This is a genomic window from Bradyrhizobium sp. LCT2 (assembly GCF_009931255.1).
Classification (GTDB): Bacteria; Pseudomonadota; Alphaproteobacteria; order Rhizobiales; family Xanthobacteraceae; genus Bradyrhizobium; species Bradyrhizobium diazoefficiens.
Map to the genome: position 1 here is coordinate 4,977,944 of NZ_CP034432.1, position 22,902 is coordinate 5,000,845.

Below are 22,902 nucleotides of genomic sequence, written 5' to 3' on the forward strand. Positions count from 1 at the left end.
TCTGCCATGGCAAGCCTGGCTGAAGTGCGGGTAGACGAGGCCGAGCCGATGGAGAACGAATCCCAGGCGCGTCCCGAAGAATTGCGGCTGCTGGAAGCGCTGCTGTTTGCGTCGAGTGAACCGCTGGATACCGCGACACTGGCCAAGCGCATGCCTGACGGCGTGGACGTCAAGGCCGCGCTCGAGCAGCTGCAGGCCGATTATGCCTCGCGTGGCGTGAACCTCGTGCGCGTCGCCAACAAATGGACCTTCCGCACCGCCGGCGATCTCGCCTGGCTGATGACGCGGGAGAGCACCGAGACCCGCCGCCTGTCGCGCGCGGCGATCGAGGTGCTGGCGATCATCGCCTATCACCAGCCTGTGACGCGCGCCGAGATCGAGGAGATCCGCGGCGTCGTCACCTCGAAGGGCACGCTCGACGTGCTGCTGGAGACCGGCTGGATCAAGCCGCGCGGCCGGCGCAAGACGCCGGGCCGTCCCTTGACCTTCGGAACCACCGAGGACTTCCTGTCGCAGTTCACCCTGGAACAGCTGGGCGATCTGCCGGGCCTGGAAGAGCTGAAGGGCACGGGCCTGCTGGATTCGCGCCTGCCGACCGGATTCAGCGTGCCGACGCCGTCCGATGACCCGCAATTGCGCGAAGACGAGGATCCGCTGGAACCGGGCGAGGACCTCGATCTCGCGCTGGCACCTGCGGTTGAGCCCGAGAGCCCGCCGGAAGGTGGCAATGAGGGCGGCGAGGGCGGCAGCGAGGACTAACCTCCCGGCCAAATACGGGCCCCCTGCGACCGGTTAACACTAGCAAGATTACGTAGCGCCAACAGCGAATTGGCGCCGGCTGGTCCTTGTTTTTGAGGCCTGCGGAGCCTACGTTCCGGTGAAGATCGGCCGGGTCCCCGGCCATGCGCGTTTGGAGGGTTGCAGGATGGGTTCACTCAGCATTTGGCACTGGATCTTGGTGATCGCAGTGGTCCTGCTGCTGTTCGGCCGCGGGAAGATTTCGGATCTGATGGGCGACGTGGCGCAGGGCATCAAGGCGTTCAAGAAGGGCATGCAGGACGACGACAAGCCCGCTGACAAGCCTGAGCCGGCCAAGTCCATCGAGCACAATGCCGCGCCGACCGCGGCACGCTCCGACGTCGGCAGCAAGGCCGTCTGAGCCAGAGAGCACGCGAGACGCGGGTAGCGGCCCCGATCCTGCGCGCGAGGGATTGGGCCGGCTTGCTGCCGGCGTGAACGGAAGACCTCATGTTCGACATCGGGTGGAGTGAACTGGTCCTGATCGGGGTCGTGGCCTTGATCGCCATCGGCCCGAAAGAGCTGCCGGGCGTTCTGCGCATGGTCGGGCAGTGGATGGGCAAGGCCCGCAAGATGGCCGCCGAATTCCAGGGCCAATTCCAGGAGGCGATGCGCGAGGCCGAGATGGCCGACCTCAAGAAGAGCTTCGACGAGGTCAAGGAAGCCGCCTCTGGCTTTGCCGGCAACAATCTGATGACCTCGCTCCAGAAGGACGTCAGCGACGCGCTCCGCGTCGATGCACTCGACAAGCCAGCCGAGACGTCCTCGACGACCGCCATCGAAGCGCCGGCGACCTCAAGTGAGGCGCTGACGACTCCAACAACCCCGGAAGCCCCAACGCCGGAAACCTTCGTGGAAGCGGAAGCCCATGGCGCGGTGAACGAGCCGCTCGCCATCACCCGTGAGGTCGAGCAGGCGCCGGTCGTTGCGCAAGACACCGCGCCATCCGAAGCGATCAAGGACGCCAAAGCGTCATGAGCGACGCCGATATCGAGGCCAGCAAAGCCCCGCTGATGGACCATTTGATCGAGCTGCGCTCGCGGCTGATCAAGGCGCTGCTCGGCTTTGGCGTGGCCTTCATCTTCTGCTTCTTCTTCGCCAAGCAGATCTACAACGTGCTGGTCTGGCCCTTCGTGTGGGTCGCCGGTCCCGAGAACTCGAAATTCATCTACACGGCGCTGCTGGAATATTTCATCACGCAGCTCAAGCTCGCGCTGTTCGGCGCCGGCTTCATCTCGTTCCCGATCGTGGCAACGCAGATCTACAAGTTCGTCGCGCCCGGGCTCTACAAGCACGAGAAGCAGGCCTTCTTGCCCTATCTGGTCGCGACCCCGTTCTTCTTCGTGCTGGGTGCGGCGCTGGTTTATTTCGTCGTGCTGCCGATGCTGGTCCGCTTCTCGCTTGGCATGCAGCAGGCCGGCAGCGACGAGACCGCCCAGATCCAGCTCCTGCCCAAGGTCGGCGAATATCTGTCGCTGATGATGTCGCTGATCTTCGCGTTCGGCATCGCCTTCCAGCTTCCGGTGATCCTGACGCTGCTCGGTCGCATCGGCATCGTCACCTCGAAGATGCTGCGCGAGAAGCGCCGCTATTTCATCGTGATCGCCTTCGTGATCGCGGCCGTGCTGACCCCGCCGGACGTACTGAGCCAGTGCTCGCTCGCGATCCCCTTGCTGGCGCTCTACGAGGGCTCGATCATCGCGGTGGCGATGGTGGAGAAGAAGGCGGCCGCCGCGCAGGCTGCGACCGGCACAGACGTGTCGACGCCGGCCAATCCGGCAGAGTAGGGACGCGGTGTCATTCCCCGCCTTGTGCGCAATTGCGCACTGGAGCGGGGAATCCAGTACGCCGCGGCCTGTCGAGGAATCACGGTCGGCTCTGGAATACTGGATCGCCCGCTTTCGCGGGCGATGACAGCTGTGCTAGGGGGAAGCGCGCCAATGCAAACTTGCAACGTTTGCCGTTGTAGGTTTACGCGCTGATCCAGGACCACGGCCATGCACGACATCAAATCGATCCGCGACAATCCGCAAGCCTTCGACGCCGGTCTCGCCCGGCGTGGCCTGAAGCCGTTGTCGGCCGCGCTGCTCGCGATCGACGAGAGGCGGCGCGCGGCGATCCTGGCCTCCGAGCAGGCGCAGGCGCGGCGCAATGCGGCCTCCAAGGAAATCGGCGACGCCAAGAAGGCCAAGGACGAGGCGCGTGCGGCCACGCTGATGGCCGAAGTCGCCGAGCTCAAGACCACGATGCCGCAGCTCGAAGCCGCCGCGAAGGCCGCCGACGAGGAATTGACGAAAGAGCTGTCCGCGATCCCGAACATTCCGTTCGATGAAGTGCCTGACGGTGTCGACGAGCACGGCAACGTGCAGCACCATGTGTTCGGCAACAAGCGCAACTACGGCTTCGCGCCGAAGCTGCATGACGATCTCGGCAACGCGCTCGGCTACATGGATTTCGAGGCGGCGGCAAAACTCTCCGGCGCACGCTTCGTCGTGCTGAAGAAAGGGCTCGCGCGCCTCGAGCGCGCGATCGGCCAGTTCATGCTCGACCTGCACACGACGAGCACGGCTACACGAGATCAACCCGCCGCTGCTGGTGCGCAACGAGGTGATGTTCGGCACCGGACAGCTGCCGAAGTTCGAGGACGACCAGTTCTGGGCGATCAAGGGCGAACTGCTCGCCTCACCCGACCATGAGCGGCTCAAGACAGAGCGCCTCGGTCTCATTCCGACGGCGGAAGTCTCGCTGACCAACCTCGTGCGCGAATCCATCCTCGACGAGAAGCAATTGCCGATGCGGCTCACAGCGCTGACGCCGTGCTTCCGCGCTGAGGCGGGCGCGGCCGGGCGCGACACCCGCGGCATGATCCGCCAGCATCAATTCACCAAGGTCGAGCTGGTCTCGATCACGACGCCCGAGACCAGCAAGGACGAGCTGGAGCGGATGCTGTCCTGCGCCGAGCAGGTGCTGCAGAAGCTCGACCTGCATTATCGCGTGATGACGCTCTGCGCAGGAGACATGGGCTTTTCGTCGCAAAAAACCTACGACATCGAGGTCTGGATGCCCGGGCAGGGCGACGGCGGCATGTTCCGCGAGATCTCGAGCTGCTCGGTCTGCGGCGACTTCCAGGCGCGCCGCATGGATGCGCGCTCGCGCGGGCCGGACGGCAAGCCGCGCTTCGTGCATACGCTGAACGGCTCCGGCACTGCGGTCGGCCGCGCGCTGATCGCCGTGATGGAGACTTATCAGCAGGAGGACGGCTCGATTGCGGTCCCCAGCGTGCTCCAGCCGTACATGGGTGGATTGAAGGTGATCTCGCGCGACTGAGGCGTATTGCTCGCTGAAACGCAGAAACGTTTGGTTGCGAAGATCAGGCGGGCGGTTATCCTGACGGCCACCCGTCAATGCGAACCCACCGTTCATGGCCTTGCACCGCGACATCTTCTGGGTTGGCAGACAATGGGCGGTGACGGGTTGCGGCATCCAGGCCGTCGATCAGCGCCTGCGCGGTGTGCTCGACATCGAGATCGCGCGGCTCTGGGACGAGGATCTCGTGCAGAGCCGGCGAGCCAAGCCCGGCGTCAATGCTGCGGATTTCGACAAGGCGCTGACAGTGGCACGCGAGCGTTTTCCGCAGACGCCGGCGTCGGATCCGATCGTTGCAGAGCTGGAGGCGCTCGGCGTGATCGAGACTCCGGTTGTCAGTCCGGTCGTACCGGCGATGAAGCTGTATGCCGAAGGCAGGCTCGCACGCTTCCTGCCGCAATGGCGCATCCGCCGCTAGCCTAGTACGGGCACTGGGCTCGAACAGGTGGGCGGCATCCGGAAGCCAGCGTCGGGAACCGAAGCCGGCCGCGTGCTGCGCTGCGGCAATAAGCGGGATCACAGATGAGATCTGCGCGGTGGCCGGTTTGCCTGATCCGTCCCAGCCGGATATGACGGCTCAGACCCCTCCAGGAATCGACCTTTCGCATGCGCATTCTCTGCACCAATGACGACGGCATTCACGCTCCCGGCCTCAAGGTCGTGGAGGAGATCGCGCGGGCATTGTCCGACGACGTCTGGGTGGTGGCGCCCGAGCTCGACCAGTCCGGCGTGTCGCATTCGCTGTCGCTGAACGATCCCTTGCGCCTGCGCGAGGTCGGGCCGCGGCACTTCGCCGTGCGCGGCACCCCGACTGACTGCGTCATCATGGGCGCGCGCCATATCCTGGGCACCAAGCCGCCCGATCTCGTGCTGTCGGGCGTCAACAAGGGCCGCAACGTCGCCGAGGACGTGGTCTATTCCGGCACCATCGCCGGCGCGCTGGAGGGCACCATCCTGGGGCTGCCGTCGTTCGCGCTGTCGCAGGAGTTCAGCGTCGAGACGCGCGAGCGGCCGCCGTGGGACACCGCGCGCACGTTCGGCCCCGACATCCTGCGCAAGGTGATGGCCGCCGGCATCCCGAAGGAGACCGTCATCAACGTCAACTTCCCGTCCTGCGCGCCTGAGGATGTGCTCGGCATTCGCGTCACCCGCCAGGGCAAGCGCAATCTCGGCTTCCTCAGGATCGACGAGCGCAGGGACGGCCGCAACAATCCCTATTTCTGGATCGGCTTCGAGCGCGCGGCGATGATGGATACGCCCGCCGAGGGCACTGATCTGGCGGCGCTGCGCGAGCGCTATGTCTCGGTCACGCCGCTCAGGCTCGACCGCACCAACGAAGCGTTTTCCGAAGCACTGGGTGCGGCCCTGAAGTAGCGGGCTAGTCGCCGCGAAGGGCGGCCTCGATGGTCCTGCCGAGCGCATCGAGCTGGAACGGCTTCTGGAGCGCGGGCCGGTCGCGATACTGCTCGGGCAGGCCGGAGGAGCCGTAGCCGGTGGCGAAGATGAACGGGCAGCCCTTCGCCTTGATCAGGTCGGCGACCGGGGAGATCACCTTGCCGTTGACGTTGACGTCGAGGATAGCGATGTCGAACTGGGTAGCTTCGGCTAGCCGCATTGCTTCGGGGATATCGCCGGCTTCAGCTGCGACCTTGTAGCCGAGCTCTTCCAGCATGTCCGCGACCATCATCCTGATCATCACCTCGTCTTCGACGAGAAATACAGAGCGGCCGGGAAGCCCTGTCGCGGTCATTGTCGGTGAGTCCTTGCCCAATCAAGAAAACGTTCGCAGATAACGCGAATCGACGCAATGCGCGTTTCGGCCAACGGACACCTGAAAATGGCCTTCGTAGCCAGTCCGCGGCAAGCCAATTTGTGGTCAAATGCCTCGACGAAAGGCTATCATGAGTTCCTGAGCCGGAACAGGATTCTTGCCCCAGCCCTTGAGCTCCGCAAGCGATGATCCGGACCCTGACGAGACAACACTGGCAGCAATGACCTCCCATCAGCACCCGCCGGAAAAGATGATGTTTCAGCTCACGCTGAGGCGTCGGGGTATCAGCGATCAGGCGGTGCTGCGAACCATGGAGGAGGTGCCGCGCGAGCTGTTCGTCGACGAGGCCGATCGCGACGTGGCCTATCGCGATAGCGCGCTGCCGATCGCGTGCGGGCAGACCATCAGCCAGCCCTTCGTCGTCGCCTACATGACCGAGCAGCTCCAGCTCCAGAAGCAGCACCGCGTGCTCGAGATCGGCACGGGCTCCGGCTATCAGGCCGCCGTGCTGTCGCGGCTTGCAGGCCAGGTGCTGACGGTCGAGCGCTACCGCAAACTCGCGGACGCAGCACGCGCCAGGCTTGAGAAGCTCGACTATCACAATGTCGAGGTGATGCTGGGCGACGGTCTCAACCTGCCTGCCAATATCGGCCCGTTCGACCGCATCATCGTCACCGCCGCCATGGAGCAGATTCCGGAGAACCTGGTCGATCGGCTCGCGGTGGGCGGCATCCTGATCGCGCCCGTCGGCCCGCATCAGGGGGTGCAGACGCTGATCCGTCTGACCCGCACCGCGACCGGGATCGACCGCAAGGAACTCGTCGAGGTCCGTTTCGTGCCGGCACTGCCCGGCGTGGCGCGGGAGCTGTAGATTTCCGGATTGGCTGTGCGGCCAACATCTTATTGGGAGGGTTAAGCCGTTATTTACTCGGCGCGTGTCTACTTAAAAGACCAGTTCTGTTGCGTACGAGTGAGTAACCATGTCTGTCGTCGCCGAGTTGCTTTACTCGCGCCGCGTACCGCAGGTCGCGGTGCTGGCGCTGATCTCCTTCAGCTTCGCTGGTTGCAGCGCCGACATGTCGTCGCGGCTGTCCCAGTCGAACTTCTCCAATCCTTTTGCCTCCGATCAGACCGGTTCGGTGCAGCAGGCACCGCCGCCGCAGCGTGAGTTGCCGCAATATTCGCGGCCGCAGACGCAGCCCGGTTATTACCAGTCGCAGCCCTTGCCGCCGCCGGCGGTGTCCGCGCCGCAATCCTATCCGGTTGCGGCAGGCGGCGGGATGTCTGGTGGCGGGCGGGGCGTCGGCTCCTACGCGCCCCCGGCGCAGCCGCATCTGGAGACCACGGCCACCGTGCCGTCGCGCTCGGTCGCGGCCGCCCAGCCGGCCGGCGGGACCAAGATCATCGTCGGCACCAGCGACACGCTCGACGTGCTGGCCAAGCGTTATCACGTCACGCCGCAGGCGATCCTCGCCGCCAATGGCTACAAGGGGCCGCGTGCGCTCTCGCCCGGCCAGCAGCTGATCATCCCGCATCCGGGCGCGACCGCGGCTGCACCCGCGCCGGCGATGGCTCCCGTCGCCGCGGCTCCGGCGATGGCGCCGGCGGCGAAGCCGGTTGCGGCCCTCGCCGCGCCGCCGAGCATGCACTTCGTCAACCGCGGCGACACGCTCGCCAGCATCGCCCGCAAGAATCACATCTCGGCGGCTGAACTGGCCCGCGCCAACGGCCTCGATCCGTCGGCGAAGCTCAAGCTCGGCACCAAGCTGACCGTTCCCGGCGCGAAGACCGCCGCCGTCGCTGCACCTGTTGCTGCGCCAGTCGGGGCAGCCCCGGTCGCCGGTACACTCCAGCCGGTTGCGGCCGCTCCGGCGCCTGCCACCAAGATGGCCGCTGTCGCCGCGCCGGTGCAGAGCGCGCGCCTGGCCCAGGCCACCGCCAATGTCGAAGAGAAGGCTGTCGAGGCACCTGCGAAAGCTGCGGAGACCACCAGCGCGCTGCCGACTTTCCGCTGGCCGGTGCGCGGCAAGGTGGTCACGACCTACGGCGCCAAGACCAACGGCAAGTCCAACGACGGCATCAATCTCGCTGTGCCCGAGGGTACGCCGGTCAAGGCGGCTGAAGACGGCGTCGTCGCCTATTCCGGCAACGAGCTGAAAGGTTACGGCAATCTGGTCCTGGTTCGGCACTCCAACGGCTACGTCACCGCATATGCCCATGCGAGTGAGCTGTTGGTGAAGCGCGGCGATACCATCAAGCGCGGTCAGGTCATTGCCAAGTCGGGTCAATCCGGAGAGGTGGCGTCGCCGCAGCTCCACTTCGAGATCCGCAAGGGATCGAGTCCGGTTGACCCGCTTCAATTCCTGAACGGGGCGTGAGGCGTAGGGCCTGAGGAGTAGGGCAGGCCATCGCCACAAGGAAACTGCCATCGCCCGCGAAAGCGGGCGATCCAGTATTGCATAGACAGCAGTCGCTAGGCCGAGACGCTGCCGTGAACTGTGGCGTAGATCAGCACGCAGCAAAATTCGGATTAATAAAAGTTTGGCGAATGCCGGAAGCAGATCGCGTTCATGCGATTTCGCTCCGGCGGAATGTTTGTGCTTGCTCCTTCTTTTCCGGCAAGCTCTCTGAATCCCGAACCATTCAAAATCGCTGAGTTCGTCGCGTATGATTCGAGGGTCCGGTGTCGGAGCCTGGAACGCGTTGGTCGCGAGGCCGCTAAAGAGAATGAGATCAGGTTCGGCCTGAGGCTTTTGTGACCGGACGATCAAATTATCGAAGAACAACCCCATGCAAAGTAGCCGATGGCTGCCGGTGCGATGTCCTAATGTTCTGAATCTGCTTCGGTTTTGATGGCGCAGCGGACATGGCAGGGCTTGCTGGCGATCCAGCGCCGTCGTGAATGACCCGACCGGGCCCCTTTGATCTAGATCAACCTGGAAGTCGGGCGTTCCCCCTCCGTAGCAGCGCAGGCCAATGACGCACGGGTCCGGAGACCGGCATGAAGCTGGCTGATACGAAATCGTCGCGTGATTACGGACAATCGTTCCAGCATCCAGCAGGTGAGGGCATGCTGTACGTGCCGGGCGGCACGTTTCGCATGGGTTCGGATCGGCACTATCCGGAGGAAGCGCCGGTCCACCGCGTCACCGTGGATGCGTTCTGGATGGATTGCCATCCAGTGACGAACCGGCAATTCAAGGCGTTCGCCAAGGCTACCGGCCACGTCACCGTTGCCGAGATCACGCCCGATCCAAAGGACTATCCCGGAATGCTCCCGCATATGATCTACGCGGGCTCGCTGGTGTTCTCTCCGCCCGCGCACCCGGTCAGTCTCCGGGACTTCAGCCAGTGGTGGACCTTCGCCAAGGGCGCGGACTGGCGACATCCCTACGGGCCGGGCAGCGACATCCGTGGGCTGGACGATCATCCCGTGGTGCATGTGGCCTTCAGCGATGCGCTCGCCTACGCAAGATGGGCTGGCAAGGATTTGCCGACCGAAGCGGAATGGGAATTTGCGGCGCGCGGCGGGCTGGATGGCGCCGAGTTCGCGTGGGGAGATGTTTTTGCGCCGGACGGCCGCCACATGGCCAACACCTGGCAGGGCGAATTTCCGCGCCAAAACACCAGGGACGATGGATACGAACGGACTTCGCCGGTCACCGCATTCCCGCCGAACGGACACGGGCTGCACGATATGATCGGCAACGTCTGGGAATGGACGTCAGACTGGTATTCGCCTCGGCATGAAGCCGATGCTGCAAAAGCCTGTTGCATTCCAGAGAACCCGCGCGGCGGCCGCGAGGCCGATAGCTACGACCCCAGAACGACCAACGTCAAGATTCCACGAAAGGTCATCAAAGGCGGCTCGCATTTGTGCGCGCCGAATTACTGCCGACGCTACCGGCCGGCTGCGCGGCATGCGGAGCCGATCGATACTTCCACGAGTCATCTCGGCTTTCGGTGCGTCAGGCGAGGAGCCGCTGACGCATATTAAACAGGAGAGCGTAACCATGTTGAGTACTATATTGCCCGACAAGTCACGCAAGACACCTGGTTGGCACAAGCGGTCCTGCGCATCGCTGCTTGGCGCGACGATGTTGATGTCGCTGTCCGGGCCGACCAGCACGCCGGCAACCGCACAGCCGGCACAGAAACCCAATATCCTCTTCATCATGGGCGACGACATCGGCTGGATGCAGCCGAGCATCTACCACCGCGGCCTGATGGTCGGGGAAACGCCCAACATCGATCGCATCGGCAACGAAGGCGCGATCTTCATGCACTATTACGCCGAGCAGAGCTGCACGGCCGGCCGCAATGCCTTTTTCACCGGCATGAATCCGCTGCGCACCGGGATGATACCTCCGCAACTGCCCGGCAGCCCGTCCTATCTGCGGCCCGGCACCCCGTCCCTCGCGAAATTCCTGCTCGATCTCGGCTACAACACCGGCGAGTTCGGCAAGAACCATCTCGGCGACCACACCGACGCGCTGCCGACCGCGCATGGCTTCCAGGAATACTGGGGCTACCTATATCACCTCGATGCGATGCAGGGCGTGAGCTTCCCGGACATCAACAAGTCCCCGACCCAGCAGACGGTTGCCCCGCCATGCAAGAATACGCCGATCCCCGGTATCCCGGAAGTACCGGGCGCGGTCGATCCGCTAACGACGGTTTGCCTGACGCCTCCGCGCAACGTCCTGTCGTGCAAGTCGGATGGTACATCCAGGACTCAGCAGTGCATCGACCAGGGCCCGCTGACGCTCGAGCGATCGAAGGGTGTCGACGAGGAAATCTCGGCCAAGGTCATCGACTTCATCGATCGCAACGACCCGAAGACGACGGGCAAGCCTTTCTTCGTCTGGTACAACCCGGCGCGCATGCATGTGACGACCGTGCTTAACGACAAGTACATGGCAATGGTCGGCGAACCGGGTGGCAAGGACTGGGGCGTCAACGAAGCCGGCATGAAGCAGATGGATGACAACATTGGCTACGTGCTGAAGAAGCTCCAGGACATGGGCCAACTCGACAATACGATCGTCGTGTTCACCACCGACAACGGCGCCGAGACGTTCACCTACCCGGACGGCGGCACGACCCCGTTCAAGGGCTCGAAGATGAACACCTGGGAAGGCGGCATGCGCGCTCCGTGTGTCATTCGCTGGCCGGGTGTCATCAAACCTGGAACGGTCAAGAACGACATCTTCGCGTCGCTCGACTGGCTGCCCACGCTTGTCAATATCGCCGGCGGAGCCAAGGGCGATGCGCTGAACAAGCGGATCATGGCCGGCGCCTATCCGGGCATCGTCAAGACCAGGCTCGATGGCTTCGACCAGACCGAGTACCTCTCGGGACGTTCGGAGAAGTCGGCGCGCGATACCTTCTTCTACTATTCCAGCAGCCACCCGTCGGCGGTGCGCTACAAGAATTGGAAGATGTATTTCGCGATCGCGCCCGAAACCGCGACGGGCTTCCTCTCGCCGGGAGTCCAGACCCAGTTCGCAGCCGGCATGGTTAACCTCAAGCGCGATCCATTCGAGACGTCGTGGGGCGATGAGAAAAAGGCGAGTTTCTGGTTCAGCGGCGCGCTCGCCGGGCCGGTCACGGCTTACATATACGACTGGAACCTGCTGCCCATCGGGCAGGTGCTGTGGCTGAAGGAGCTGGAATCCTACAAGGAGTTCCCACCCCTTCAGGATCCCGCGAGCTACAACCTGGATCAGGTCATGGAACAACTCAAGAAGGGTCAGGGGCACCCGAGCCAGTAGCTCGGATGCTTGATGCGGGCGCCCGACATAGGGCGCCCGCCAACGGAATCGCGAGCAAAGTGATCAAGGAGGCCGCGCCGGACCGGTCGGCACCTCCACAAGCCACGTCCGCTTCCGATGCATCAAGCGAACAGAGCCAATTGCATAACAACAGGAGGAGCACGTCATGAGTAACAAGCGTCCGCCAGAAGAATCCCACGACGTTCCGCCGTAATCGGACGGCGGAATGAAACGCCGCGATCTGCTGCTGAGCGGAAGTTCGCTTGTGGCCGCTTCAATGTTGGCCAGTAGGGACCGCACGATCGAAACGGATCGACAATGAAACAGATCACGCGATCACGCCTTGACCGGCGCGCACTGCTCTCGTCTCTGGCGATGCTTCCGTTTCTATCTGCCGCTCTGCGTTCCACGTCCGCCATGGCCCAGACGCAAGCCGGTCCTCTGCCGTCCTGGAACGAGGGCCCGACGAAAGCCTCGATCGTCGACTTCGTCGCACGGGTCACGGAGAACGGTGGACCCTATTTCGTGCCCCCCGATCAACGCATCGCAACCTTCGACAACGACGGCACGCTTTGGATCGAACAGCCGATGTATGTACAACTGGCGTTTGCGCTGGATCGCGTGAAGGTCCTTGCGCCTATGCATCCGGAATGGAAGGACAAGCAGCCCTTCGCGGCAGTGCTGAATGGCGACTTGAAGGCGCTCGCAGCTTTCGGGGAGAAGGGCGTGGCCGAGCTGCTGGCGGTAACTCACCCCGGCATGACGACGGCGGAGTTTGAGAAGATCGTCACAGACTGGCTTGCGACCGCGCGTGATGGCCGTTTCAAGCGTCCGTATACCGAACTTGTCTATCAGCCTATGCTCGAACTGCTCGCTTACCTCCGCACCAACGGCTTCAAGACCTTCATCGTGTCAGGTGGCGGCGTCGAATTCATGCGACCATGGACCGAGGCGATTTATGGCGTGCCTCCCGAGCAGGTCGTCGGATCGTCAATCAAGACCCGGTATGAGATGCGCGACAGCACGCCGGTTCTATTTCGCTTGCCGGATATCGATTTCATCGACGACAAGGCCGGCAAACCGATCGGGATCAATAGCCACATCGGCCGGCGTCCGATCGCCGCCTTCGGCAACTCCGATGGCGACCTCGAAATGCTGCAATGGGCGACGCTCGGTACCAGTGGCGCGCGGTTCGGCCTGATCGTCCACCATACCGATGCGGAACGCGAATATGCCTACGATCGCCAATCACATTTCGGCAAGCTCGATGTCGCTCTCGATGCTGCAGCGCTGAACAGGTGGACCGTTGTGGACATGAAGAACGACTGGAAGAGTATCTTTTCGTTTGATTAGAGGTGAAATCGTAAGATCCACGGCTGCGCGAATGCAGTGCGCAGCCAGCCATTGAGCTCAATGCACACCGTTGGGCATAGCACCCGACTATATTTTTAGATGTGGCCAATTCACAACGGACATCGGGTCTGGAGCATGCCTTACTTACAGCCCGTAGACGAAACTCCGATTCCTTCGGTCTCGAGATAGGCTTAGGCCTGATGACGGGACCAGGTCTTAAAACGGAAGGTGGGTTCGCGACCGCCAAATCTCGATGCATCCGTCGAACCGCTAGGAGATTGCAGATGAAGCCCACGTTGGAATTTGCGGGTGCCTCTCAACCGACCCTGCTCAGCGCGGTTGTGGTTGCAGCTCTCACGTTTTCGCCGCAAATCGCGAGCGCCGACGAGAGCGGCATCTCGTTCTGGGTCCCGGGGCTGTTCGGCAGTCTGGCAGCGGCACCCACCGCCCCAGGCTGGTCCCTCGGGACGATCTATTACCACACCAGTGTGTCCGCCTCCGGTGCTGCCGCAGCGGCCCGAGAAGTTCAGATTGGCCGCTTCTCTCCGAACGTCAATGTCAACTTGAACGTAAATCTCAAAGCGCCGCCAGACCTGCTGTTTCTGGCTCCGACGTATACGTTCGCGACGCCGGTCCTCGGCGGGCAATTGTCCGTCGGTGTCATGGGCGTTTACGGCCGAAACAGCACGACCCTTGATGGCACGCTGACGACCGGGTTCGGTCCGATTTCGGCGACCCGCACGGGAAGCATATCGGACTCGCTCACCGGGTTCGGCGACCTCTATCCCATGGTCTCGATGAAGTGGCACGACGGCGTCCACAACTACATGACCTATGTGACCGGCGACATTCCAGTCGGCGCCTATGAACCCAGCCGCCTCTCCAACATCGGTATCGGTCATGGCGCCATCGACGCAGGCGGGGGTTACACTTACCTCAACCCGATGACGGGATATGAATTCTCCGGCGTCGGCGGCTTCACATACAACTTCAAGAACCCGGACACGCTGGTTCAGAGCGGCGTCGATTTCCACTTCGATTGGGGCGCGTCGAAATTTCTCTCAAAGCAGGCCTTCGTAGGTCTGGTCGGCTATGCCTATCAGCAGGTCTCCAACGATACCGGCGGACTGCCGGCCCTTGGCGGATTCAGGTCGCGAGTTTTCGGCATCGGTCCGCAGTTCGGCTATCTTTTTCCGATCGGCGGCATGCAGGGATATCTGAACATAAAGGGATATGGCGAATTCGAGGCGGCGAACCGGCCGTCGGGCTGGAATACCTGGCTGACCTTTGCGATTTCGCCCGCCGCACCTGAAAGCACCGTTGCGCCGACCCGGCACAGGGTGACGAAGTAGGGGATCAACTGGAGAAAGGCACAAACCGGCAACCGGCTCTAGCGGCACGTAGAGAATTGGTGCCGAGCTTGGTCGGAAGGTGGCCTATTGATCTGAGGGCAAAATGCCGAAGAGCAAAACCATCTGGCTCGGTTCGTTGGCATCAGTGGCCGCCATAGCGATTGCGAGCGCGCCTGCCGCAGCGCAGCAACCTAAGAATCCCAATATTGTCGTCATCCTCGCGGATAATCTGGGCTACGGCGAGTTGGGCGTATATGGCGGCGGTATCCTCCGCGGCGCGCCCACGCCACGTATTGACGCGCTCGCCGGTGAGGGCACCCGCCTCCTCAACTTCAATGTTGAAGCGCAGTGTACGCCGTCCCGATCGGCCCTGCTTACAGGACGCTTTGCCATCCGCTCCGGAACGTACGAAGTTCCGATCGGCGGCATCCCCGACGGATTAACACAGTGGGAGATCACGACCGCGGAGCTGTTGTCGGGGCAGGGCTACGCGACCGGGATGTGGGGCAAATGGCATCTCGGCAGCGCCGAAGACCGGATGCCGACCAATCAGGGCTTCGACGAGTGGTATGGCATCCCGCGCACGTATGACGAGGCGATGTGGCCGTCCCTGGACGAGACACGAAGCATGTGGCCGTCGGTCGGAAACAGGCAGGGTTGGAATGCGAAAGTCGTTCACCCTCAACATATCTATGAAGCACGCAAGGGCGATAAACCTCGACAGGTCGCCGTGCTGGATGTGGATCACCGCCGCACCATGGACGCGGAAATCACCAGCCGTGCGGTGGAGTTCATCAAGCGCAACGCGAGCTCAGGCAAGCCATTCTATGCCTACGTCCCGTTCGCGCACGTTCACATGCCGACGCTTCCAAATCTTGAGTTCGCGGGCAGAACCGGCAACGGCGATTGGGCCGATTGCCTGGCCGAAATGGACTACCGAACCGGGCAAATCCTCGATGCCATCAAGCAAGCAGGCATCGAAAACGACACGCTTGTGATATTCACCAGCGATAATGGCCCGGAGGCAACCAACCCCTGGGAGGGTGACAACGGACCTTGGCGCGGAACTTACTTCACGGCGATGGAAGGTTCACTGCGGGCACCGTTCATCATTCGCTGGCCCGGCAAGGTGCCGGCGGGCCGCATCAGCAACGAAATCGTTCACATCGTTGACCTCTTCACGACGCTTGCGCGGATCGGGGGCGCAGAGGTCCCTACGGATCGCGCGATTGACGGCGTGGATCAGCTAGATTTCTTTTTGGGCAAGCAGGAGGCCTCTAACCGCGAAGGGTTCCCCGCCTACGTGGCCGACCGGCTGTCAGCCGTCAAATGGCGAAACTGGAAAGTCCATTTGATCTGGCAGGAAAGTATGTACGCCACGCCGCAGAAATTGCCCTTGCCGAGAATCATCAATCTACTGACCGACCGGAAGGAGGAGCGCGATGTTGCCGCGCAAAACTCCTGGGTCGCCGATCCCGCAGTGAGAATCATCGGAGAACTGGAAGCGAGCTTCAAGAAGTACCCTCCGATCAAACTTGGCACCCCAGATCCCTACACACCGCCAGAACCGGTTTTGATGCGCACGCGCCCTTGATTCCCCGCCTTCCGGGAAAGACAGCCGTAAGTGGGTTGCGATCCGACCGCTACTGCGCCGTGAGCTTCACGCCCAGTCGTCCCGCAAGCTCCTGCACGAACTGCCAGGCGACACGGCCCGAGCGCGAGCCGCGCGTGGTCGACCATTCCAGCGCCTCGCGCTCCAGCGCCTCATCGTCGACCTTGATGCGGAAATGGCTGCAATAGCCGCGCACCATGGCGAGATATTCGTCCTGGCTGCAACGGTGGAAGCCGAGCCAGAGGCCGAAGCGATCCGACAGCGACACCTTCTCCTCGACCGCTTCGCCGGGATTGATCGCGGTCGAGCGCTCGTTCTCGATCATCTCGCGCGCGAGCAGATGGCGGCGGTTCGAGGTGGCGTAGAGGATGACGTTCTCGGGCCGGCCCTCGATGCCGCCTTCGAGCACGGCCTTGAGCGACTTGTACGAGGCGTCATTGCCGTCGAAGGAGAGGTCGTCGCAGAACACGATGAAGCGGAAGGACGAGGCGCGCAGCTGCTCCATCAGCGCGGGCAAAGTCTCGATGTCCTCGCGGTGAATCTCGATCAGCTTCAGCTTGTCGGCCGGTTTGCGGTCCGCATTGATGCTGGCATGCGCGGCCTTGACCAGCGACGACTTGCCCATGCCACGCGCGCCCCAGAGCAGGGCGTTGTTGGCGGGTAGGCCGCCTGCGAAGCGCTCGGTGTTCTCCATCAGGATGTCGCGCATCCGGTCGACGCCCTTGAGGAGGAACAGCTCGACGCGGCTGACCCGCGGCACCGCCGAGAGGCGGCCATCCGGATGCCAGACATAGGCATCCGCCCGGTCGAGCGACTCGGGTTCGGCCGCCGGCTTGCCCTGGGCGGAGAGGTGCGCCGCAATGGTCTCGAGGGCGAGGACGATCCGCTCCTGGTTGAGGTCAGGGGCTGCCTTGAAGATCGCCTTGGAGACTGCCTTGGAGGCTGCCGTGGGGCGTTTTGCCGCGACGCGGGCAGGCTTCCTGGCAGGGGTACGGGGGCCTTTGCCGGCCGGGCTTTTGCTTGGTTTTTTGGGCATGTCCGAAGTTCCTGAGAATGCAGCCTTATCGGGCCTGACGGCGCGCCGCAAGGTGACCAAAAGGACGGTCTGGCAGCGTTGCAATTGGGGCGGTGGCCGCTATAGTCCGCGCGAATTTGACCGAGCCGGTCGCCTTTGAGGGCCTGACCGGCTTTCCCCCGTTGTCACGAGGATCGTCCGAATGCTGATTACCCCTGCGTATGCCCAGGCCGCGGGCGCCGGCGACACCAACAGCATGTTGATGTCGCTGCTGCCGTTCGCCCTGATCTTCGTGATCATGTACTTCCTGATTCTGCGTCCGCAGCAGAAGAAGGTCCGTGACCACGCCGACCTCGTGAAGAACATCCGTCGCGGCGACACCGTCGTGACCTCGGGCGGCCTCGTCGGCAAGGTCACCAAGGTCGTCGACGACGACCAGATCGAGTTCGAGATTTCCGACGGCGTCCGCGTCCGGCAGATGCGCCAGATGATCTCGGGCGTGCGCGCCAAGGGCGAGCCGGCGAAGGAATCCAAGGATAGCGCGAAGGAAACCGCCAAGGACGACGCCGCGTCGAAGTGAACGCTTCCGCGAGCATCTCAAGTCTCCTGATCTGACAGGTCCAGTCGATGTTGTATTTCACGCGGTGGAGGGCGCTGGGGATTATCCTGACGGCGCTGATCGTGTGCCTCTGCGCGGTCCCGAACTTCTTCCCCGAGGCACAGGTCAAGACCTGGCCCGCCTGGGCGCAGCGCCGGCTCGTGCTCGGCCTCGACCTCCAGGGCGGCTCCTATCTGCTGCTTGAGGTCGATTCCAACTATGTGAAGAAGGAGAGGCTGGACCAGGTCCGCGACGACGTTCGCCGGACGCTGCGCGATGCCAAGATCGGCTTCACCGGCGGCGTCACCGTGCGCAACGACGCGGCCGAGGTTCGCATCACCAAGGAAACCGATGTGCAGCCGGCGCTCGCCAAGCTGCGCGAATTGGCCCAGCCGCTCGGCGGTCTGATGGGCTCCAGCGGTCAACGCGACCTTGAAGTGACCGATGCCGGTGGCGGCGTGATCCGCCTGAGCATCCCGCAGGCCGCGATGCTCGATCGCATGCGCAAGACCATCGAGCAATCGATCCAGATCGTCGAGCGCCGCGTCAACGAGCTCGGCACCGTCGAGCCCGTCATCCAGCGCCAGGGCAACGACCGCATCCTGGTGCAGGTCCCCGGTCTTCAGGACCCGACCCGCCTGAAGGAACTGCTGGGCAAGACCGCGAAGATGGAATTCCGCATGGTCGACACCTCCGTGCCGCCGGATCAGGCGCAGCAGGGCAGGTTGCCGCCGGAATCCGATCTGCTGATGAGCGCCTCGCCACCGCCCACACCTTACGTGGTCAAGAAGCAGGTGCTGGTCGCCGGCGGCGACCTGACCGATGCCCAGGCGAGCTTCGACCAGCGCACGGGTGAGCCGGTCGTCAGCTTCAAGTTCAACACGTCGGGCGCGCGCAAGTTCTCGCAGGCCACGCAGGAAAACGTGGGGCTGCCGTTTGCGATCGTCCTCGACAACAAGGTGATCTCGGCGCCCGTCATCCGCGAGCCGATCACCGGCGGTCAGGGCCAGATCTCCGGCAATTTCACCGTGCAATCGGCCAACGATCTCGCGATCCTCCTGCGCGCCGGCGCGCTGCCGGCGCCGCTCACCGTGGTCGAGGAGCGCACCGTCGGTCCGGGCCTTGGCCAGGACTCGATCGAGAAGGGCGAGCTTGCGGCTTACGTCGGCTCGATCCTGGTCATCATCTTCATGCTCGTGACCTATCGGCTGTTCGGGGTGTTCGCCAACATCGCGGTGGCCATCAACGTCGCCATGATCTTCGGCCTGCTGTCGCTGCTCAACGCCACGCTGACGCTGCCCGGCATCGCCGGCATCGTGCTCACCGTCGGCATCGCCGTGGACTCCAACGTGCTGATCTACGAGCGCATCCGCGAGGAGCTGCGCGGCGGCCGTAACGCGATCTCGGCGATCGACGCCGGCTTCAAGCGGGCGCTCGCGACCATCCTCGATTCCAACATCACCACCTTCATTGCCGCCGCGGTGCTGTTCTACATCGGCACCGGCCCGGTGCGCGGCTTCGCCGTGACGCTCGGTATCGGCATCATCACCACGGTGTTCACCGCCTTCACCCTGACCCGGCTGATCGTCGCCGGGTGGGTGCGGTGGAAGCGGCCGCAGAGCGTGCCGATCTAGGAGCCTGATTGTGAATCACACCGTTCTCATCGGGCTCGGCGTCCTCATCACTATTCTCACCGTGGTCGCGGCCCTCGGCTTGCTGCCGTCGTTGCGCATCGTCCCGGACAACACGCATTTCGACTTCACGCGATTCCGCCGCATCAGCTTCCCGATCTCGGCGGCGCTGTCGATCGTCGCCATCACGCTGTTCTTCACCCACGGCCTGAACCTCGGTATCGACTTCAAGGGCGGCACGTTGCTGGAGGTGCGGGCCAAGTCCGGCGCCGCCGACATCGCGGCGATGCGCACGACGCTGGATGGCTTGCGTCTGGGCGAAGTCCAGCTCCAGCAGTTCGGCGGGCCCGAGAACGTCCTGATCCGCGTTGCGGAGCAGCCGGGCGGCGATACCGCCCAGCAGGAGGCCGTGCAGAAGGTCCGTACCGCGCTCGGCGATTCCATCGAGTACCGCCGCGTCGAGGTGCTCGGTCCGCGCGTCGCCGGTGAGCTCTTGGCCTACGGCATGCTCGGCCTGATGCTCGCGATCGTTGCGATCCTGATCTATCTCTGGTTCCGCTTCGAATGGCAGTTCGCGCTGGGCGCCATGATCGCCAACGTGCACGACATCGTGCTGACGATCGGCTTCATGTCGATCAGTCAGGTCGATTTCGACCTGACCAGCATCGCCGCGCTTCTGACCATTCTGGGCTATTCGCTCAACGACACGGTCGTCATCTACGACCGTATCCGTGAAATGCTTCGGCGCTACAAGAAGATGCCGATGCCGCAGCTGCTCAACGAGTCCATCAACTCGACGCTGTCGCGCTCGATCATCACCCACGTCACGGTGACGCTGGCGCTGCTCGCGCTGCTGCTGTTCGGCGGTCACGCCATCCACAGCTTCACCGCGGTGATGATGTTCGGCGTGGTGCTGGTCGGCACCTACACCTCGATCTTCATCGCGGCGCCGATCCTGATCTATCTCGGCGTCGGCGAGCATCGCGAAGATGCGCCGGATACGGCTACGCCGGCGAAGAAAAACAAGGCATGATCCGAACCGCACGCCCTCGCACGCGTTTGCGAGGGCAGTAAGCCCATTCGGACGAACCTCATGGCCGGCGATCCCAACGCACCGCATTTCCCGCGCTCGGCGCCGATCGAGGCCTATGGCAAGGGCGGCTTCGCCTTTGCCGGCATGTCGCATCGGGGATCGCTGCTCTGCCTGCCTGACGCGATCTGGGCCTGGGATGTGACGGACCCCGCGAAGATCGACCGCTATTCGCTGGATCGGGTCTTCGCGGCCGCCAACAGCATCGATACGCTCCTGATTGGCACCGGAACCGGGGTCTGGCTGCCGCCGCCGGCGCTGCGGCAGGCCCTGAAGGCGGTGAGGGTGGTGCTGGACACGATGCAGACCGGCCCGGCCGTGCGCACCTACAACATCATGATCGGCGAACGGCGCCGCGTTGCGGCCGCGCTGATCGCCGTGCCATGAGCAGCGCTGCACCTTCGCCCGATTCCGTCGCCTTCTGCGCCGATCTCGTGCGCAGCCACGATTTTCCGCGCTATGTCGCGACCCTGTTCGCGCCCGCCGCCGAGCGGCGTGCGCTGCTCGCGCTCTATGCCTTCAATGTCGAGATCGTCCGGGTCCGCGACCAGGTGAGCCAGCCCTTGCCCGGCGAGATCCGCCTGCAATGGTGGACCGACATGCTTGCCGGCCATGTCCATGGCAGCGCCGAGGGCAATCCGGTCGCGGCCGAGCTGCTGCGCGCGATCCGCGATTTCGACCTGCCGGTCGAGCCGTTGTCGCTGCTCGCCGACGAGCATCAGTTCGATCTCTACAACGATCCGATGCCGACCATGGCGGCGCTGGAAGGCTATCTGGCCGCGACTTCATCGGCGCTGTTTATGCTCGCGGCACGGATCATGGGGCCGCCGTCGGAGGCGGTCGAGCACCTTGCCCGTCATGCCGGGCTGGCGCAGGGCATCGTGCAGGTCATCGTCAACCTGCCGCGCGATGCCGCGCACCGGCAATTGTTCCTGCCGCAGCAGGTGCTGGCGAGCCGCAATTGCAACATGGAGGATGTGTTCGCCGGCAGGCAGACGCCCAACCTCCATGCGGTGCTCGAGCAGCTTGCGGGTGAGGCCCGGCAGCATGCGACGACAGCCTCGTCGCTGCTGGCGCAGGTGCCGTCGTCGGTGCGGCCGGCGTTCCTGCCGCTGAGCCAGGCGCAGGCCGACCTCAAGCGCCTGGCGCGTCCGGGACGCAATCCGTTTGCGCCGCAGCCTTCGTCGCGGCTGCGCACGCTGTGGACGCTATGGCGGGCTTCACGTTTCCGGGAATTTACCAAATAGCGGTTGGCTTGTCGCCCGAGCCGGGCAAATGCTCTATGCTGTCCCATGGCTGACTTGTCCCAAACCACGTCCTCCGATCTCAGCGGCCTTCCGGTCGCGCCTGGTGACATTCAGGCAGCCGCCGAGACCATCCGCGGTGCCGTCGTCGAGACGCCCTGCAGCTACAGCCGCACGCTGAGCAACATCTGCGGCTGTGACATCTGGCTCAAATTCGAGAACCTCCAGTTCACCTCCTCGTTCAAGGAGCGCGGCGCGCTCAACCGCCTCACCGCGCTGACGCCGGAGGAGCGTATGCGCGGCGTCATCGCCATGTCGGCGGGTAACCACGCGCAGGGCGTCGCCTATCACGCCAGGCGGCTCGGCATTCCCGCCACCATCGTGATGCCGGTCGGCACGCCCATGGTGAAGGTCGAGAACACGAAGCACCACGGCGCGGAGGTGGTGGTGACGGGCGCGACGCTGGAGGAGGCGGCCGCGTTTGCGCGCAGCCACGGTGAAGCTCGCGGCATGATCTTCGTCCACCCTTACGACGATCCGCTTGTGATCGCGGGGCAGGGCACCGTCGGGCTGGAGATGTTGAAGGCGGTGCCGGAGCTCGACACGCTGGTTGTCCCGATCGGCGGCGGCGGCCTGATCAGCGGGATCGGTATTGCCGCGAAATCGATCAAGCCATCGCTGCGGATATTAGGCGTCGAGGCCTGGCTCTATCCCTCGATGTACAACGCCATCCATGACGGCAATCTGCCGGCGCGCGGCGATACGCTCGCCGAGGGCATCGCGGTGAAGTCGCCCGGCAAGATCACGACTGAAATCGTCCGGCGCCTCGTCGACGACATCGCGCTGGTCAACGAGGCCGAGCTCGAGCGCGCGGTCGCGACCCTGATCTCGATCGAGAAGACGGTCGTCGAGGGCGCCGGCGCCGCCGGCCTTGCCGCGCTGATGTCCGACCCGTCCCGCTTTGCCGGCCAGAAGGTCGGCCTGGTGCTGAGCGGCGGCAATATCGACACGCGGTTGATCGCCTCCGTCCTGACCCGCGAACTGGCGCGCGAGGGACGGTTGACCCAGTTGTCCCTCGACATTCCTGACCGGCCCGGGCAGCTGGCGGCGGTGGCTGCGCTGCTGGCCGAGGCTGGCGCCAACATCATCGAGGTCTCGCATCAGCGGACCTTCTCCGACCTGCCGGCCAAGGCGACGCTGCTGCAACTCGTGATCGAGATCCGCGACAGCGCCCATCTCGACGAGGTCATGGCGAGGCTCAGTGCTTCCGGCTTGAGCGCGCGTTGCACCTGAGCGGC

At 63.8% G+C, this 22,902-nt stretch carries 21 protein-coding genes and 1 pseudogene; 20 read left to right on the top strand and 2 right to left on the bottom strand.

Translation table 11 applies throughout. The features are described from left to right. Positions 1–6 precede the first annotated feature (6 nt). From scpB to surE, 7 genes and pseudogenes are all read left to right on the top strand, one after another. Complete coding sequence (scpB, locus tag EI171_RS24000) at positions 7–759, top strand: SMC-Scp complex subunit ScpB (protein WP_028171841.1); 753 nt, start codon at positions 7–9, stop codon at positions 757–759. A gap of 166 nt (positions 760–925) precedes the next feature. Beyond that, positions 926–1,159, top strand: a complete 234-nt coding sequence (locus tag EI171_RS24005) for a twin-arginine translocase TatA/TatE family subunit (RefSeq protein WP_011087519.1) — start codon at positions 926–928, stop codon at positions 1,157–1,159. An 89-nt stretch (positions 1,160–1,248) separates the two neighbouring features. Beyond that, positions 1,249–1,776, top strand: a complete 528-nt coding sequence (tatB, locus tag EI171_RS24010) for a Sec-independent protein translocase protein TatB (RefSeq protein WP_161534845.1) — start codon at positions 1,249–1,251, stop codon at positions 1,774–1,776. Further along, positions 1,773–2,585 (top strand): twin-arginine translocase subunit TatC, encoded by an 813-nt coding sequence (tatC, locus tag EI171_RS24015; protein ID WP_027546595.1) that lies wholly within the window; start codon positions 1,773–1,775, stop codon positions 2,583–2,585. Before tatB ends, tatC begins: the two co-directional genes overlap by 4 nt. A gap of 210 nt (positions 2,586–2,795) precedes the next feature. Continuing rightward, a pseudogene (gene serS, locus EI171_RS24020) lies at positions 2,796–4,125 on the top strand (serine--tRNA ligase). Positions 4,126–4,219: 94 nt separating this feature from the next. Next, complete coding sequence (locus tag EI171_RS24025; RefSeq protein ID WP_028171843.1) at positions 4,220–4,582, top strand: hypothetical protein; 363 nt, start codon at positions 4,220–4,222, stop codon at positions 4,580–4,582. Between the two features lie 188 nt (positions 4,583–4,770). Then, the gene (surE, locus tag EI171_RS24030) at positions 4,771–5,538 is read left to right on the top strand and encodes a 5'/3'-nucleotidase SurE (RefSeq protein WP_028171844.1); all 768 of its coding nucleotides are present in this window, start codon (positions 4,771–4,773) and stop codon (positions 5,536–5,538) included. Positions 5,539–5,542: 4 nt separating this feature from the next. Here the strand turns inward: surE and EI171_RS24035 are convergent, their stop codons facing one another. Then, positions 5,543–5,914 (bottom strand): response regulator, encoded by a 372-nt coding sequence (locus EI171_RS24035; protein ID WP_161534846.1) that lies wholly within the window; start codon positions 5,912–5,914, stop codon positions 5,543–5,545. A 241-nt stretch (positions 5,915–6,155) separates the two neighbouring features. On the opposite strand from EI171_RS24035, the gene EI171_RS24040 reads away from it, so the two are divergent. From EI171_RS24040 to EI171_RS24070, 7 genes are all read left to right on the top strand, one after another. After that, the gene (locus EI171_RS24040) at positions 6,156–6,806 is read left to right on the top strand and encodes a protein-L-isoaspartate(D-aspartate) O-methyltransferase (protein ID WP_202633004.1); all 651 of its coding nucleotides are present in this window, start codon (positions 6,156–6,158) and stop codon (positions 6,804–6,806) included. 109 nt (positions 6,807–6,915) lie between these two features. Further along, the gene (locus EI171_RS24045) at positions 6,916–8,313 is read left to right on the top strand and encodes a LysM peptidoglycan-binding domain-containing M23 family metallopeptidase (protein WP_161534847.1); all 1,398 of its coding nucleotides are present in this window, start codon (positions 6,916–6,918) and stop codon (positions 8,311–8,313) included. A gap of 623 nt (positions 8,314–8,936) precedes the next feature. Further along, on the top strand, positions 8,937–9,932 hold the full coding sequence (locus tag EI171_RS24050; protein WP_161534848.1) for a formylglycine-generating enzyme family protein: 996 nt from the start codon (positions 8,937–8,939) through the stop codon (positions 9,930–9,932). Between the two features lie 100 nt (positions 9,933–10,032). Continuing rightward, positions 10,033–11,709 carry an arylsulfatase gene (locus EI171_RS24055; RefSeq protein ID WP_060913105.1) on the top strand — a complete coding sequence of 559 codons (1,677 nt, stop codon included), beginning with the start codon at positions 10,033–10,035 and terminating at the stop codon, positions 11,707–11,709. A gap of 375 nt (positions 11,710–12,084) precedes the next feature. Continuing rightward, positions 12,085–13,062: an HAD family phosphatase gene (locus EI171_RS24060; protein ID WP_202633208.1), complete on the top strand. Its 978-nt coding sequence runs from the start codon at positions 12,085–12,087 to the stop codon at positions 13,060–13,062. A 284-nt stretch (positions 13,063–13,346) separates the two neighbouring features. Beyond that, positions 13,347–14,414 carry a transporter gene (locus EI171_RS24065; RefSeq protein WP_162494106.1) on the top strand — a complete coding sequence of 356 codons (1,068 nt, stop codon included), beginning with the start codon at positions 13,347–13,349 and terminating at the stop codon, positions 14,412–14,414. A 103-nt stretch (positions 14,415–14,517) separates the two neighbouring features. Next, entirely contained in the window at positions 14,518–16,008 is a 1,491-nt protein-coding gene (locus EI171_RS24070; protein WP_161534851.1) for an arylsulfatase, read from the top strand. Between the two features lie 49 nt (positions 16,009–16,057). Here the strand turns inward: EI171_RS24070 and EI171_RS24075 are convergent, their stop codons facing one another. Next, entirely contained in the window at positions 16,058–17,062 is a 1,005-nt protein-coding gene (locus EI171_RS24075) for an ATP-binding protein (protein ID WP_161534852.1), read from the bottom strand. Positions 17,063–17,243: 181 nt separating this feature from the next. Between EI171_RS24075 and yajC the strand changes: the two genes are divergently transcribed. The 6 genes from yajC to EI171_RS24105 are packed head-to-tail and all read left to right on the top strand — an operon-like array spanning position 17,244 to position 22,897. Continuing rightward, complete coding sequence (gene yajC, locus EI171_RS24080; protein ID WP_028171851.1) at positions 17,244–17,621, top strand: preprotein translocase subunit YajC; 378 nt, start codon at positions 17,244–17,246, stop codon at positions 17,619–17,621. Between the two features lie 47 nt (positions 17,622–17,668). Then, a complete protein-coding gene (gene secD / locus EI171_RS24085; RefSeq protein WP_011087503.1) occupies positions 17,669–19,273 on the top strand; it encodes a protein translocase subunit SecD in 1,605 nt (534 codons plus the stop codon). Between the two features lie 10 nt (positions 19,274–19,283). After that, complete coding sequence (gene secF / locus EI171_RS24090) at positions 19,284–20,303, top strand: protein translocase subunit SecF (protein WP_011087502.1); 1,020 nt, start codon at positions 19,284–19,286, stop codon at positions 20,301–20,303. A gap of 60 nt (positions 20,304–20,363) precedes the next feature. Then, positions 20,364–20,747, top strand: a complete 384-nt coding sequence (locus EI171_RS24095; protein WP_011087501.1) for an Mth938-like domain-containing protein — start codon at positions 20,364–20,366, stop codon at positions 20,745–20,747. Then, entirely contained in the window at positions 20,744–21,607 is an 864-nt protein-coding gene (locus EI171_RS24100) for a phytoene/squalene synthase family protein (protein ID WP_161534853.1), read from the top strand. Before EI171_RS24095 ends, EI171_RS24100 begins: the two co-directional genes overlap by 4 nt. A gap of 45 nt (positions 21,608–21,652) precedes the next feature. Continuing rightward, positions 21,653–22,897 (top strand): threonine ammonia-lyase, encoded by a 1,245-nt coding sequence (locus tag EI171_RS24105; protein WP_161534854.1) that lies wholly within the window; start codon positions 21,653–21,655, stop codon positions 22,895–22,897. Positions 22,898–22,902: the final 5 nt, after the last annotated feature.

Excerpts from the sequence above, each read along its gene's own strand:
- secD (WP_011087503.1), top strand. The coding sequence starts at position 17,669 with ATGTTGTATTTCACGCGGTGGAGGGCGCTGGGGATTATCCTGACGGCG.
- surE (WP_028171844.1), top strand. The coding sequence starts at position 4,771 with ATGCGCATTCTCTGCACCAATGACGACGGCATTCACGCTCCCGGCCTC.
- EI171_RS24025 (WP_028171843.1), top strand. The coding sequence starts at position 4,220 with ATGGCCTTGCACCGCGACATCTTCTGGGTTGGCAGACAATGGGCGGTG.
- EI171_RS24055 (WP_060913105.1), top strand. The coding sequence starts at position 10,033 with ATGTTGATGTCGCTGTCCGGGCCGACCAGCACGCCGGCAACCGCACAG.
- EI171_RS24065 (WP_162494106.1), top strand. The coding sequence starts at position 13,347 with ATGAAGCCCACGTTGGAATTTGCGGGTGCCTCTCAACCGACCCTGCTC.
- tatC (WP_027546595.1), top strand. The coding sequence starts at position 1,773 with ATGAGCGACGCCGATATCGAGGCCAGCAAAGCCCCGCTGATGGACCAT.
- scpB (WP_028171841.1), top strand. The coding sequence starts at position 7 with ATGGCAAGCCTGGCTGAAGTGCGGGTAGACGAGGCCGAGCCGATGGAG.
- EI171_RS24105 (WP_161534854.1), top strand. The coding sequence starts at position 21,653 with ATGGCTGACTTGTCCCAAACCACGTCCTCCGATCTCAGCGGCCTTCCG.
- EI171_RS24040 (WP_202633004.1), top strand. The coding sequence starts at position 6,156 with ATGACCTCCCATCAGCACCCGCCGGAAAAGATGATGTTTCAGCTCACG.
- EI171_RS24070 (WP_161534851.1), top strand. The coding sequence starts at position 14,518 with ATGCCGAAGAGCAAAACCATCTGGCTCGGTTCGTTGGCATCAGTGGCC.
- EI171_RS24050 (WP_161534848.1), top strand. The coding sequence starts at position 8,937 with ATGAAGCTGGCTGATACGAAATCGTCGCGTGATTACGGACAATCGTTC.
- tatB (WP_161534845.1), top strand. The coding sequence starts at position 1,249 with ATGTTCGACATCGGGTGGAGTGAACTGGTCCTGATCGGGGTCGTGGCC.
- EI171_RS24060 (WP_202633208.1), top strand. The coding sequence starts at position 12,085 with ATGCTTCCGTTTCTATCTGCCGCTCTGCGTTCCACGTCCGCCATGGCC.
- EI171_RS24075 (WP_161534852.1), bottom strand. The coding sequence starts at position 17,062 with ATGCCCAAAAAACCAAGCAAAAGCCCGGCCGGCAAAGGCCCCCGTACC.
- EI171_RS24045 (WP_161534847.1), top strand. The coding sequence starts at position 6,916 with ATGTCTGTCGTCGCCGAGTTGCTTTACTCGCGCCGCGTACCGCAGGTC.
- EI171_RS24035 (WP_161534846.1), bottom strand. The coding sequence starts at position 5,914 with ATGACCGCGACAGGGCTTCCCGGCCGCTCTGTATTTCTCGTCGAAGAC.
- EI171_RS24095 (WP_011087501.1), top strand. The coding sequence starts at position 20,364 with ATGGCCGGCGATCCCAACGCACCGCATTTCCCGCGCTCGGCGCCGATC.
- yajC (WP_028171851.1), top strand. The coding sequence starts at position 17,244 with ATGCTGATTACCCCTGCGTATGCCCAGGCCGCGGGCGCCGGCGACACC.
- EI171_RS24100 (WP_161534853.1), top strand. The coding sequence starts at position 20,744 with ATGAGCAGCGCTGCACCTTCGCCCGATTCCGTCGCCTTCTGCGCCGAT.
- EI171_RS24005 (WP_011087519.1), top strand. The coding sequence starts at position 926 with ATGGGTTCACTCAGCATTTGGCACTGGATCTTGGTGATCGCAGTGGTC.